Source organism: Nostoc sp. ChiSLP03a, assembly GCF_034531215.2.
Classification (GTDB): Bacteria; Cyanobacteriota; Cyanobacteriia; order Cyanobacteriales; family Nostocaceae; genus Nostoc.
This window is the reverse complement of sequence record NZ_JAVRBQ020000066.1, coordinates 1-13,100: the sequence shown is the minus strand read 5'-3', so window position 1 is coordinate 13,100 and position 13,100 is coordinate 1. Positions and strand designations below refer to the sequence as shown.

Annotated in this window: 17 protein-coding genes; 7 read left to right on the top strand and 10 right to left on the bottom strand. The window is 39.6% G+C overall.

Features of this window, described 5'->3' with window-relative positions:
- The 5 genes from RMY32_RS11150 to RMY32_RS11130 all read right to left on the bottom strand — a co-directional run.
- A partial coding sequence (locus RMY32_RS11150) for an IS630 transposase-related protein (protein ID WP_322711194.1) occupies positions 1-122 on the bottom strand: 122 nt, incomplete at its 3' end.
- A 473-nt stretch (positions 123-595) separates the two neighbouring features.
- On the bottom strand, positions 596-1,441 hold the full coding sequence (locus RMY32_RS11145) for a NifU family protein (RefSeq protein WP_322713034.1): 846 nt from the start codon (positions 1,439-1,441) through the stop codon (positions 596-598).
- Positions 1,442-1,497: 56 nt separating this feature from the next.
- Positions 1,498-1,722 (bottom strand): hypothetical protein, encoded by a 225-nt coding sequence (locus RMY32_RS11140; protein ID WP_322713032.1) that lies wholly within the window; start codon positions 1,720-1,722, stop codon positions 1,498-1,500.
- Between the two features lie 8 nt (positions 1,723-1,730).
- Positions 1,731-1,997: a hypothetical protein gene (locus RMY32_RS11135; RefSeq protein WP_322713031.1), complete on the bottom strand. Its 267-nt coding sequence runs from the start codon at positions 1,995-1,997 to the stop codon at positions 1,731-1,733.
- A gap of 213 nt (positions 1,998-2,210) precedes the next feature.
- Positions 2,211-3,179, bottom strand: coding sequence for a hypothetical protein (locus tag RMY32_RS11130; protein ID WP_322713039.1), 969 nt, complete (start codon positions 3,177-3,179; stop codon positions 2,211-2,213).
- A 463-nt stretch (positions 3,180-3,642) separates the two neighbouring features.
- Here RMY32_RS11130 and RMY32_RS11125 point away from each other — a divergent pair, with 463 nt between their 5' ends.
- From RMY32_RS11125 to RMY32_RS11105, 5 genes are all read left to right on the top strand, one after another.
- Positions 3,643-4,434 carry an Rpn family recombination-promoting nuclease/putative transposase gene (locus RMY32_RS11125; protein ID WP_322713030.1) on the top strand — a complete coding sequence of 264 codons (792 nt, stop codon included), beginning with the start codon at positions 3,643-3,645 and terminating at the stop codon, positions 4,432-4,434.
- A gap of 20 nt (positions 4,435-4,454) precedes the next feature.
- Positions 4,455-4,640, top strand: coding sequence for a hypothetical protein (locus tag RMY32_RS11120; protein ID WP_322713029.1), 186 nt, complete (start codon positions 4,455-4,457; stop codon positions 4,638-4,640).
- A 93-nt stretch (positions 4,641-4,733) separates the two neighbouring features.
- Complete coding sequence (locus RMY32_RS11115) at positions 4,734-4,955, top strand: hypothetical protein (RefSeq protein WP_322713023.1); 222 nt, start codon at positions 4,734-4,736, stop codon at positions 4,953-4,955.
- Between the two features lie 440 nt (positions 4,956-5,395).
- Complete coding sequence (locus RMY32_RS11110) at positions 5,396-6,358, top strand: hydrogenase small subunit (protein WP_322713021.1); 963 nt, start codon at positions 5,396-5,398, stop codon at positions 6,356-6,358.
- Between the two features lie 213 nt (positions 6,359-6,571).
- Positions 6,572-8,167 carry a nickel-dependent hydrogenase large subunit gene (locus RMY32_RS11105; protein WP_322713020.1) on the top strand — a complete coding sequence of 532 codons (1,596 nt, stop codon included), beginning with the start codon at positions 6,572-6,574 and terminating at the stop codon, positions 8,165-8,167.
- 82 nt (positions 8,168-8,249) lie between these two features.
- Here the strand turns inward: RMY32_RS11105 and RMY32_RS11100 are convergent, their stop codons facing one another.
- Both RMY32_RS11100 and RMY32_RS11095 read right to left on the bottom strand, forming a co-directional pair.
- The gene (locus RMY32_RS11100; protein ID WP_409882737.1) at positions 8,250-8,858 is read right to left on the bottom strand and encodes a Uma2 family endonuclease; all 609 of its coding nucleotides are present in this window, start codon (positions 8,856-8,858) and stop codon (positions 8,250-8,252) included.
- A gap of 227 nt (positions 8,859-9,085) precedes the next feature.
- Positions 9,086-9,724, bottom strand: coding sequence for a DUF1294 domain-containing protein (locus RMY32_RS11095; RefSeq protein WP_322713035.1), 639 nt, complete (start codon positions 9,722-9,724; stop codon positions 9,086-9,088).
- 316 nt (positions 9,725-10,040) lie between these two features.
- Between RMY32_RS11095 and RMY32_RS11090 the strand changes: the two genes are divergently transcribed.
- Both RMY32_RS11090 and RMY32_RS11085 read left to right on the top strand, forming a co-directional pair.
- Positions 10,041-10,463 (top strand): hypothetical protein, encoded by a 423-nt coding sequence (locus RMY32_RS11090; RefSeq protein ID WP_322713019.1) that lies wholly within the window; start codon positions 10,041-10,043, stop codon positions 10,461-10,463.
- 120 nt (positions 10,464-10,583) lie between these two features.
- Entirely contained in the window at positions 10,584-11,054 is a 471-nt protein-coding gene (locus RMY32_RS11085) for a hydrogenase maturation protease (protein ID WP_322713018.1), read from the top strand.
- A gap of 57 nt (positions 11,055-11,111) precedes the next feature.
- Here RMY32_RS11085 and RMY32_RS11080 read toward each other — a convergent pair whose 3' ends face one another.
- From RMY32_RS11080 to RMY32_RS11070, 3 genes are read right to left on the bottom strand one after another with little or no spacing between them, the layout of a single operon-like run.
- Positions 11,112-11,486 (bottom strand): hypothetical protein, encoded by a 375-nt coding sequence (locus RMY32_RS11080; RefSeq protein WP_322713016.1) that lies wholly within the window; start codon positions 11,484-11,486, stop codon positions 11,112-11,114.
- A gap of 18 nt (positions 11,487-11,504) precedes the next feature.
- Positions 11,505-12,791 carry a SagB/ThcOx family dehydrogenase gene (locus RMY32_RS11075; protein WP_322713015.1) on the bottom strand — a complete coding sequence of 429 codons (1,287 nt, stop codon included), beginning with the start codon at positions 12,789-12,791 and terminating at the stop codon, positions 11,505-11,507.
- The gene (locus RMY32_RS11070; RefSeq protein ID WP_409882733.1) at positions 12,754-13,005 is read right to left on the bottom strand and encodes an ankyrin repeat domain-containing protein; all 252 of its coding nucleotides are present in this window, start codon (positions 13,003-13,005) and stop codon (positions 12,754-12,756) included. Before RMY32_RS11070 ends, RMY32_RS11075 begins: the two co-directional genes overlap by 38 nt.
- Positions 13,006-13,100 lie beyond the last annotated feature (95 nt).

Genomic DNA, 13,100 nt, shown 5'->3' with positions numbered 1-13,100 from the left:
CATAATCGAATAGTGTTACGACTAATGTTAAATATACGGCTTGCTTCAGTAATTTTTAAGCCATCAAGCAAGATTGCTTGGATCACTTTTTGCCGGAGGTCATAACTATAAGGTTTGGGCATCAGTTTCCCAGAGGTTCTGCTGGAGCTTTCATCAAGGTCTACTTCCAGTTTATCGCTTAACCGCCTTGGCGGTTGCTATAAAAGCTGCTTTTGCTTGCGGAAAACACCAAAATGAGTAAGTAAAAGCTCATTTTGCTTGCGGAAAACACCAAAATGAATAAGTAAAAGCTGCTTTTGAATAAGTAAAAGCTTATTTTGCTTGCGGAAAACACCAAAATGAGTAAGCAAACTGGGGTTTGAATAAGTAAAAGCTGCTTTTGAGTAAGTAATATGCCTTTTTACTTTCTCAAAACACCAAAATCAATATCTGAATTACACAAATGAGAATTAATTTAAAGATATTGAGAAAGCATTCAGGCATTTTGCTTGCACAAAAGACTAAAATCAATGCGCGAACTACTGAAATGAAAAAGCAAAGTAGCTGTGATTGACTAATCGCCAAGTATATTTGCTGAAATGTTACCTTTGCATCATCATTTTTGCAGTTTCACAAAAACCTTATCGCCTTTAATCTTAACTGGATATGACTGAAGCGAAATATCAGGTGCAGTTAAGCATTCACCTGTCTCTAATTTGTATTGGAATCCATGAGCAGGACAGGTAATGATACCATTTTCAACTTCACCCTTTTCTAAGGGAGATCCAAGATGAGCGCAACTATTACGGTAGCATTTTACTGTAGCACCTTGATGATGTAAAATAAGTGAAGTACCAGCAAGTTGTACTGCCACTACACTAAATTCAGGAACTTCATCAAGAGTCGCTACTTTCATCCAACTACAAGTTATTTTTGCAGAGAATGGACTGATTAAACTAGAATTAGCGTTGTTAATAGTAGAACTGTTATTAACTGCCACTACTTTAGTAATTTCGGGACAATGGTTTTTGATTGCTTGTTCTACTCCCTGAGATAAAGTTAAAGTAGAAGTCGGACAACTGCTGCAAGTTCCGATTAATTTGACTTCTACTGTATCTGGTGGCTTAATTGCCACTAATTCTACATCACCGTTATGGCTTTTTAAGGCTGGGCGAACTTCTTCAAGGGCTGTCTGAATGCGTTGTGAAAGTGGAGGTTTTGGTGGTTTGACTAGTTCGTGATACAGTAGCACTGCATACACTAATTCATCTGCAACAGCATGGCGCAAAGCTGGCATTGATTCTTCTTTCAGGCTTTTAATCAAGCTAGTCAATGCAGCTTTATGCAAAGCTTCAATTGCCCTTTTTAAACCCACCGCTACACACCGTTGGCTTTCATCCCACTCGGATATGATTGCCTCAAAACGATTAATTTCCTGAACTAATTCTTCAAGATTTGTCATTTGTTATTTGTCATTTGTCATTGGGCATTGGGTATTGGTTATTTATCAATGACAAATTACTTCATTTTGAAGTCTTTGAGGAGAAATGGCATAATCATGCCCGTTACTAAGCTAGATAATATTATTGGTAGGTATAAGGGAATTGGGGCTTGTGCGAGTAACACTAGCAGTAAGAAACCTACAGCAATACCAATAGTAGTTTGCTTGACAAAATACACTGGATCGCGTAATAGCTTTCCTTTAAAAAATAACTTGGCTGAAAACCAACCTATCTCTAACATGTTTTCTCCTAATAATTTGTCAATAAATTTAAAGCAGCAAGTCCTAAGAGGATGGCGGGAATTACACCCGCAGGGGCAAATAATGCACCAAGCATTGCTGAAAACTGATAGCCGATATCTTTCCCGGCTAAAAGCATTCCACCAATTGCACCGCCGACCATAGATAAGGCGGCTGCTATGATTAACCACACGAGTTCTGTTGCTATGTTTAGATCGCCATCTGCTAAACTTGTGAGGAAATTTATCAGATTTTGCGTTGTTAAAATATCTCTCATGCTGTTTTTTTACTCATTGTTAAAGTGAAGAGTGACGAGTTCAATCTAGCGAGTTTTGTTTTTATGCAATACACTTTGACCTCTCTCCAAACCTCTCTCCTAAAAGGAGAGAGGCTTTGAATCTTACTCCTCTTCCCTTGTAGGGAAGGGGCTGGGGGTTAGGTCTGTATTGAACTAAACACAGAAGTGCTATAGAACTATAATTCATCACTCCTAACTCTTCATTTCTGCTTCTACATCTTGTAATGCTTGGACTACTACCTCTGCTTGTGCCATTTGTTGGTGTTCCGTAAATATTTCTAAAGCGTCTTGATAGTAAACACGCGCTTGCAAAAGATTGTTAGGATTACCAGCTTCTGGTTTTTCGGGGTCGTCTGGTAAGTTGAATAGGGCGTTAGCTTTGTTTGAAATTGTGTTAGCGTACTCTAGAGGTGTATCTTTGATGTTACGCACTTTTAACGCTTCGTCGTAAGCTGCGATCGCTCTTAAATTATTCTCCACAGGATGGGAACTCACTAAATATTGCAATGCATTACCTAAATTGTTTTGCAACATCGCATATTCTCTAGGATGGTCAATTAAATTAATATGCTTTAATGCCACCTCAAATGATTGCACAGCTAATCCTTGACGCAAGTATTCCCGTTCTGATGCTAGGGGCATAGAAAGGTAAGCGATCGCAATATTGTTATACAAAATCGCGTATTCTTGGGGATAATCTTCCCAAGTAAACACCCGCAACGCCTCATGATAAGCCTGGATGCTGTCAGTTATCCGCGCCAAATTAAATGGCACTAGCGACTGCAACACCAGCCCAAAATTCATCTGCGTCTCTGCCACTTCTTCTGGCGAAGCTAATTGTTGTAAAATCGGTAATGCCTCTTCATAACCGACTTTCGCTTGCATCAACAGTTGGTAATCAGCATCCGGTATTGCCTGTAACGTCCCCGCCATCCCTACTTGGACCCTGGCTTTTAATAAGGGATACTCCTCACCACACATTTCATAGGCCCGGTAATATAACCCAACTGCATTTCGCAAGTCTTGGGCAGCTTTGGGCTTTTTTTGAAAACCCTGGGCTATCTCAATCAGCATCTGGATTTTTTCCTCTGCTGAGGCTGACTCTGAAGCAACAGCTGCTACTGCAGCCTTCACCGCCGAATCTGTAATGCTGGGGGTCATAACTCTGCCGTACTCTAGCCAATTGGGAATTGAGTCTGTTAACACCCATGAATAATCGAAACACGCGATCACATTTCATCACGGGCCATACTGATTTACGCAGGCTTCGAGTCCTTTAGGCGGAATTCCCCTTTTTTGTCTGAGCTAAAAGCTAAGGATTAGGAAAAGATTTGATTCCATGTCCAATATCCAATACCCCATGCCCAATCAATTTTTTTACTATAAAACACCCTATTTCTAAAATTCTAGGGGGAAATTGCTAATATTAATGTCAGTTTTAAACACCTAATATTTTCAAAATAGTTTTTGTATCATTACTTGACACAATCCGAATATTCTTTATTGAATTGTTGACATACTTGTATGCACTATTTTACCAGCTAATTTTTGTATACTCTAAAGATTTGCCACGCGATCGTCGAAGTGTAAAATATATTCATCAACGACTGTAAAACAAGCTACCTTGAAAACAGACAGTATCTTCTATCGGATCTTTCAGAGTATTCCCACTACTTTTTTTGAACTGATTAACCAACCGCCCCAACTAGCTAGTGTTTACCAATTTTCTTCAGTCGAAGTCAAACAACTAGCGTTTAGAATCGATGGCGTTTTCCTCCCAAATGCAGCAGAACTACCCATTTATTTTGCCGAAGTGCAATTTCAACCAGATAAAAAGTTTTATTCACGTTTATTTACCGAAATCTTTAATTATCTTGACAAAACCGAATTAACCAATAATTGGCGTGGTGTTGTCATCTACCCCAACCGCAGTGTTGAGACTGGAGATACCGAGAGATATACAGAACTACTCAACTCACAACGAGTAACTCGCGTCTATCTTGATGAATTAAGCTCAATTGAGACATCATCAATCGGCATAGAGACAGTTAAACTCATCATCGAACCCGAATCAACTGCGACAACAAGAGCTATCAAAATAGTCAACATTGCTCGACAGCAAATTCCAGATGTCGCTACTATTAGGGAAATTATACAATTAATAGAGACGATATTAATCTACAAGTTGCCGCGATTGAGCCAGGAGGAGATTGGAAAAATGTTTGGATTAAATGAGTTAAAACAAACTAGATTTTACCAAGATGTTTTTGCAGAAGGTAAACAAGAAGGTAGGCAAGAAGGTAAGTTAGAAGCCATACCCCAGTTATTAGGGTTGGGTTTAAGTATTCAGCAGATAGCTCAAGCGTTAGGTTTGGACGAAGAACTTGTTAGGCAAGCTGCACAACCGAAATCCTAAAACAGGAGGAGATCGGAAAAATGTTTGGATTAAATGAGTTAAAACAAACTAGATTTTACCAAGATGTTTTTGCAGAAGGTAAACAAGAAAGTAAGTTAGAAACGATACCCCAGTTATTATCGCTGGGGTTGAGTATTGAGCAAATAGCTCAAGCGTTGGGTTTGGACGAACAGGTTGTTAGGCAAGCTGCACAACCAAAATCCTAAAACAATAGGGTGTGCGAAGGTTTAACAGTGTGTTTAATAAAAACGATATTAATCTACAAGTTGCCGCGATTCAGCCAGGAGGAGATCGGAAAAATGTTTGAATTAAATGACTTGAGGCAAACTAGATTTTTCCAAGATGTTTTTGAAGAAGGTAAAAAAGAAGGTAAACGAGAAGTTTTTGAAGAAGGTAAGTTAGAAGCTAAGTTAGAAATGATACCCCACTTATTAGGGTTTGGTTTAAGTATTCAGCAGATAGCTCAAGCGTTGAGTTTAGACGAACAAGTTGTTAGGCAAGCTGCACAACCAAAATCCTAAAACAACTGATATATAGTTGATGGGGCGCAAAGTTTAGCGCCCCTATTTTTGGCTCATTTATTACGTGAAAATCTGATGACTTAAAATACTCATTACCTCACGCGCATTAACAGTTTTCAGTAATTATGAATTATTAAATAGTTTTGTCAGTGATACATTAAGCAAATTTAGTTTGGTTAATGTAAACATTTAAAAATAAGAGGTAGGTTTATTTTTACTATTTTGCATTTGTAAAGTATGTCACATATATAACAGACGTAGTTCTTTAAAAGAATCTTGAGTAAATTTAATTTATGGTTAATGATTAATTCTTTTTTAATGAACGATAATTCAATCAAAAATATCTTAGTATTGAAAAATAAATATTGATAAACAGGTGAGACTTTACAAGCATTATCACCTACATCATGCATGGGAAACAATAGAAAAACGCATAGCCGATGACTAACGTACTATGGCTACAGGGTGGTGCTTGTTCGGGTAACACCATGTCATTTCTCAACGCTGAAGAACCGACAGTTTGCGATTTAATTGCCGACTTTGGTATCAATATACTTTGGCATCCTTCGTTGGGGCTGGAACTAGGCAACGATTTGCAAACACTGCTACGAAATTGTATTTCTGGCACAATTCCTTTAGATATCTTGGTATTTGAAGGCAGCGTTGTTAATGCCCCTAACGGCACTGGTGAATGGAATCGGTTTGCCGATCGCGCCATGAAAGATTGGTTAGCAGACCTCGCCAAAGTTGCTAAATTTATCGTTGCCGTGGGAGACTGTGCAACCTGGGGGGGAATTCCCGCTATGTCACCTAACCCCAGCGAATCAGAAGGTTTGCAATTTCTCAAACGTCAAGAAGGCGGCTTTTTAGGGAAAGATTTTCTCTCGCAAGCCGGATTACCTGTAATCAATATACCTGGATGTCCTGCCCATCCCGACTGGATAACGCAGATATTAGTAGCGATCGCTACTGGACGCATAGCAGATATCGCCTTGGATGAACTAAATCGTCCCCAAACCTTCTTCAACACCTATACACAAACAGGTTGTACCCGCAACGTCCACTTTGCCTACAAAGCATCAACCGCCGAATTTGGTCAGCGTAAAGGATGCCTATTTTATGACTTGGGTTGTCGCGGCCCCATGACCCATTCTTCCTGCAACCGCATCTTATGGAATCGCGTCTCCTCCAAAACCCGCGCCGGAATGCCTTGTTTGGGTTGCACCGAACCAGAATTTCCCTTCTTTGACCTCAAACCAGGAACCGTATTTAAAACCCAAACAGTAATGGGAGTTCCCAAAGAATTACCGCCAGGGGTGAACAAAAAAGAATACGCCTTACTGACAATGGTTGCAAAAGATGCAGCACCACCTTGGGCAGAAGAAGACTTTTTTACAGTTTAGTCATTAGTCATTAGTCCTTTGTTATTAGTCATTAGTCCTTTATGATTTGACTAATGACTATAACCTTTCACACTTCTCTATACCTCTCAACGAGAAATCAAGGGTTTCGACTATTTTGCAGTGAGGCGAGTGAATAATTACCAATCACAAATAACAAAGGACAAATGACAAATGACCAATGACCAATGACCAATGACAAAGGACAAATAACAAATGGGAATTCAATCATTAGATATATCGCCCGTTGGTAGAGTTGAAGGCGATTTAGATGTCCGAGTCGATATTGAACATGGACGGGTAGTCAACGCCTGGACACACGCCGAACTTTTCCGAGGATTTGAAGTTATCCTCCGCGGTAAAGACCCCCAAGCTGGATTAATTGTTACACCTCGCATTTGCGGAATTTGTGGCGGTTCTCACCTAACTTGTGCATCTTGGGCATTAGATACAGCTTGGGAAACAGAAGTTCCCCGCAATGCAATTTTGGCGAGAAATCTCGGACAAATTGTCGAGACAATTCAAAGCATTCCCCGCTACTTTTATGGTTTGTTTGCCATTGATTTAACCAATAAAAAATACCGCAATAGTCGCTATTATGAGGAAGCTACCAGACGTTTTGCTGCTTTCACAGGCAAATCTTATGAATTAGGCATCACAATTTCTGCTAAACCCGTAGAAATTTATGCACTCTTAGGCGGACAATGGCCTCACAGCAGTTATATGGTTCCCGGTGGTGTAATGTGCGCCCCTACTCTTACAGATATTACCCGTGCTTGGGCGCTTCTCGAATATTTCCGCACCAATTGGTTAGAACCAGTGTGGTTAGGTTGTTCTTTAGAACGCTACGAACAAATCCAAACTTATGATGACTTCAGAGATTGGTTAGATGAAAACCGCAATCATCGAGATTCCGACTTAGGTTTCTATTGGCGGATGGGTTTAGATATCGGTTTAGATAGATATGGCGCTGGTGTTGGGAAATATGTGACTTGGGGATATTTAGCCCATGAAGATAAATACCAAAAGCCGACTATCGAAGGACGAAATGCGGCGATGATTATGAAAAGTGGAGTGTACGACAGCTTCACACACACTCACACCCTAATGGATCAGTCATTTACCCGCGAGAATACAACTCGCTCTTGGTACGATGAAGGGACAGCAGATATTCACCCTAGCGATCGCAATACTAAACCCACTGCCAATAATACCAAAGACTTCGATAACGCTTACTCTTGGGCGAGTGCAGTCCTGCACAAAGACTTCGGACGTTTGGAAGCAGGCCCCTTAGCGCGTCAGTTAGTAGCCGGTGGTAAACATGGCGAATCTTGGCAACACTACGACGGCTTTATCCTTGATGTCTTCAAACGGATGGGTGGCCCTAGTATTCATGTACGTCAATTAGCACGAGTTCACGAGCTTGTCAAGTTATATCGTCAAGCCGAACACTGTTTGCGCGAATTCAAATTAAACGACCCTTGGTATATCAAACCCACAGAAAAAGATGGCAAGGGTTGGGGTGCAACGGAAGCGGCGCGGGGTTCTTTGTGTCATTGGGTAGAAGTAGAAGGCGGTAAAATTAAAAATTACCAAGTGATTGCCCCAGGTACTTGGAATATTGGCCCTCGTGACGGTGAAGGAATCCGCGGCCCCATTGAAGAAGCTTTAATTGGCACACCCATTTACGATTCTAGCGATCCGGTGGAAGTTGGTCATGTGGCGCGATCGTTTGATTCATGTTTGGTGTGTACAGTCCACGCCCATGATGCTAAGACTGGTGAAGAGTTGGCGCGTTTTCGGACTGCTTAATTCTTAAAATTCTTCTGGCTTTCTATCAGCGTTTCTTCAATCCATCCCTTCTTGTAGCTGTTCAAGACTCATTTAGTGGTCGTTAATGGCACTGCAAAACTTGAACAGCAGTCAACTTTAGATCGGCAAATACAAGCGAAGCGATCGCACTATCTCCTAGATACACCTTCTCCTCATAAAAACCCTCTACCCATTCCAGAACTGTCACTCGCTGTTGTATCGGATCGACAATCCAATACTCAAAAATACCCCGTGCGGCATACTCAGATCGCTTATAGCGATAATCACGACTACTCTGATTTGGACTTACCACTTCAACCACTAATAACGGCGGTGGCATCTCTGGCATTACCGTAGATCGTTTAGCCCCCTCCATCGCCGTCGCCAACTCTTCAGAAAACACCACTAAATCAGGAACGCGCACCCGTGAGCCAGTAGTCATAATTTCCGTTTTCATCGACAGCCGATAAGCAGGAATACCCAGTTGCACAAAGCAGACAAGGATAAACATGGCAATTCGTCGATTTATCTCACTCTCAGCCGTCATCAGAAGCAATTCTCCATCTTCAAACTCATAGAGAGCATCTGTACCATCGTCATAATTAAAGAACTCCTCAAGAGTCATATTCCCAGATGCAGCTTTATCTAATGTGATTGCCATAATCACCTTACCTTCTGGTAAAAACATCATTAGCTTACTATTATCACAATATCTTTAGGACTTACGCGCTTAATTTAATTATCAGGTGCGTTAGTCATAGGGTAAGACACCGAAATTTTTGTAGTTTATAGTTTCCTAAGCAGCTATTGTGAGTCTACTTACGCGATTCATACAACATAAGACATAAAATACACCTGCCGTTGCCAAATAGCTGCATTGAAGTGAAGCAATAAGTAGGACAATCAGACTAAACTTACTTATCCCCTAGAAGCAATACCAAAAAACAGATTTATCAACGCCTTACCAAAAAATAGCCAATCTAACCAAAATACGATGTGAAGAATTGCTATCACCCAAAATACAACTTGATAAGAAACTTTACTGCTTTTGTGACGTAGCTTCTGTTGAGCAACAAATCCACCTAACCAACCACCCATAAATTCGCATAGATGTAAAGTATTTTCTTGCGTTCTCCATCGTCCTTGTTGTGCGCGAGACTTATCATCGGCATATAGTCCAAAGGTAATGAAACTCATGACAGGATAAAGAATTAGAGGAATTGGGTTGCCAGTTGTTAGTGCAAGATGAATTGAACCCAACCCAGGTAGTAAAGATAGAAGCAATGTCTGTAATGCTAATGATGAAGATTTGTCTACAGTTCTGGATACAGACTTCTTTGGTTCGATAAAAGATGAAGACTTGGATGTAACTTCTTCAATAGAAGCATTACAAGCGCGTACTTTGCCATCTTTACTAACTGTTAATTGATAAGAAACAAAATCACCAACTTGAGGACGACGGTTAACGTCTTTCAATGCTGTAATGTGTAGAAAGACTTCTTGACTACCATCATCAGGTTGTATGAAACCAAAGCCGCGATCGTCCTTCCATCTGATTAATTAACCTTTGTGTAAAGCAGGTTTCATGACAAAATCATCTATTTATACTTTTCTTATAGTGTGCCCTTGTCTACACAAATAGACAATATCAAAAACGCGTAGGCGTAGCCCGTCAGAGATATCGCCTCACCAACTATTTTTACTGGAGAAGTGAAGATTAGCGAAAATGAAAGAGAAATAACCTATTCCCAATGCCCTATTCCTAATGTCTAATATTCAAAACTCGTAGCGTAACACACTAAAACTTATAGAAATAGTGGGTTAGGCTTGCGTTAATGCATTTGCATAAAACAGCAATTTACACGGTAAGCTTGTGTCTGATTTAGCGCTACATAATTATCTCTCTCACGTTCCCGATGCAGCATTGCAAGAATACATAGAATGGTGTGTTTTAGAGCAAGCTCAAGCCGCAGAGTGTAACTTTACTCCTGATAGAAGTAAGTTAAATAATTTGCCACCAGAAGAGTACGTTCCTAAACTTGTCGATCAGTTCATGAAAGTTAAACCAGACCCAATTAAAGCCGGTTTGGTAGCTGCGATCGCTGGTAAGGAAGCTGACAAACATAATTTATCTGGTTTAGCGATCGCTGCTGATTTTGTATCTCTTTATGTCAAGTATTTAATTCCTAAAGAGGGAAGTACTAAAGAACAGGCTGAAGAGATATTAACTAAAGTATCACAAGATCAGTATGAGAAACTGACTGAAGTTGCCAAGCAACATGGTGTAGCTTTATAGTTTCCTGCTGATAAATTATTTTTCAGAGGCTTTGTCTGCCCCATCAGTCAGAGCCTCGTATTTTTTTGCAGATTATGGCACTAACAATTTGCAACTGCTTAAACAATTAAATTTCATCCCATGCTTACTATTATCGGTTGCGGCAATCTCAATCGCAGTGACGACGCAGTAGGCGTAATTATCGCCCAACGCTTACAAAAATATCTAGCTGAAAACCCTCATCCTCATGTGCAAGTATATGACTGTGGCACCGCAGGGATGGAAGTAATGTTTCAAGCTAGAGGTAGTAAACAATTAGTAATTATTGATGCAAGTTCAACTGGTTCTGAACCTGGTGCTGTGTTTAAAGTTCCAGGAAAAGAACTGGAAGCAATGCCCCAACCTAGTTATAACTTGCACGATTTTCGTTGGGATAATGCTTTAACCGCCGGACGGAAAATCTTTCAAAATGACTTTCCTGAAGATGTGACAGTTTATTTAATTGAAGCGGCAAATCTTGGTTTGGGGCTAGAGTTAAGTCCTGCTATTAAACATTCTGCTGATTTAGTTTTTGAAGAGGTAGCTGCACTTATCAGCCAGAATATTAACTAATCCAAAATCCAAAACTTGTACTGAGCGAAGTCGAAGTATCTAAAATCCAAAATTGAATCACGCCCAATCCCGATAAACAGAAAGTTCATCTACCCTCATTTCAAAAGGTACGCCTTGACTCTCTGGCGGACAAACACGGATTTTTGCACTGTTAACAATTCCGTATAGCAATGTCCCCATTGGCACAATTTTTTGCAGAACACGCCAATTAGTAACTCGATCGGGACATTCAATTACCAATGTTAGAGCATTGGCATGGGTTGTGACATACCACCGACAAGTAGATAGAAGATTTTGAATTGTGCGATCGCAAGCGTCATAAAAGTATCTGCTAATAGAATACTCTAGTTGTTGCCGTAGTATAATATCCGCAGATGTCGGTTGCATAGGATGCGAATCATCACCATTTAAGTAATACATCTTTCTAGCCATCTTTCTTTAGCTTCCTGCTTATATTCCAATCACCATTCCATAAAGTACATCTTTATTTGTTTCTAATAATTCTTGGGTTTTGTCATCATAATAAGCACCAATACCACTACACTGAATCCCCAAATAATTACTAGTTAAATAAAGTCTCTGTCCCAGAAAACCAGCTATTTGCATAGCAGTTTGATAATTTAAATAATCTGACACAAAAAATAAAGTTACAGCGCTATCTCTAGCAATAGCCTGATTAATACATAAGTAACCTGTCTTTTCACTAAAATTACCCGTTTTAACCAGATGTGTACCTTTATATAACCCAGGTGTCATTCCTTCTACTCGATGCACCACTGAGTAAATTTCTATTTCCTCATAGTTTTCTGTCGGTATTGACTGTTGAATTTGTTGCACTACATATAAATAATCTTCTTGAGAAATAGCCTCTTTCCGGAAACGTCTAATAGAACGTCTATTCCAAACAGTTTGAGAAAATTTATCCCGATCGAAATCAAATTGAGGATACTCTAATTGTTGCTGACAACTCTTTTCTAGAGCAGTTGGTTGATAGGCATCTTCAATAAATTGATTGGACTCAAAATAATCAGTACCAGAGACAAAAGGAACTTTCAGCCTTAAGCGTCTGATTTTCTTGTCTTGTACTTCTCCTGACACCGCACAAGCAGTGATAAACTCTTTATTCTCAAATCCCAAATCCGAATTAAGAGTGAGTTTATCAAAGTCAAAAACTAGTTGTATATCTCGGTTGTAGAGAAAAGCTGAAGCAGTAACTGCACCTAAATGGTGTCCGCTATCTAAGAAGCAATATCTTATGCTTCTATTTTGATATTTCCAGCTAGACCTATAATAAACACAACTGATTAAAAAGATGAATCCGTTAATACTTTTATCCGGTATAATATAATTCTCTAATCCATCATCAATTAATTCATAGATGAGAGTTAGACAATTATTCTCAACTTCTAGATGGTATATACCATTTACTATTCCCTCAATGCCGCGAACCTGTACGTAAACTTCCGTAGGATACAGAGCGCCTGCTGATGGGTTTACTCGCAGTTTTAATGGGCCATCTTTATATACTTTTTCTAGTGTTATCGCACTGGTTAATGAGATAAAAGCATGAACAGGATTATTGAGATTTAATTTCACTCTCCGATAAAACTTAGGATAAACTTTAAATGAAGATGGCTGTGTTGAAGCATCTACATAATTGGGATCGAGTTGTACCAATAAGTAAGAATGCTTGGTAGCGTCATGATAAGCTTTGCCCGATATCTGACTTGATGGCATTTTTAAGTATCCTTAAAACTTCTACGTTGCTAGCAAAATCTATTGCTTTATAATCGTCTAAAATTTTTAAATATAAATTAGGATTGTGTTGTAAAAGTAACTTTACAACTTCTGTTTTTCCGGCTGATGCTGCGTACATTAAAACAGTTGCACCGTTATCATTTTGGTTGTTATACCAATTAAAAATGAATCTGCATATAATGGGGAGAAGCAAACTAGGTAAGTTAACAGAACCATGAGCCGCCCATTTAAAATTGCGATCGCCGAGAGCGAAGAGGAACTGAAAAAACGCCTACAAACAGTGTCTTC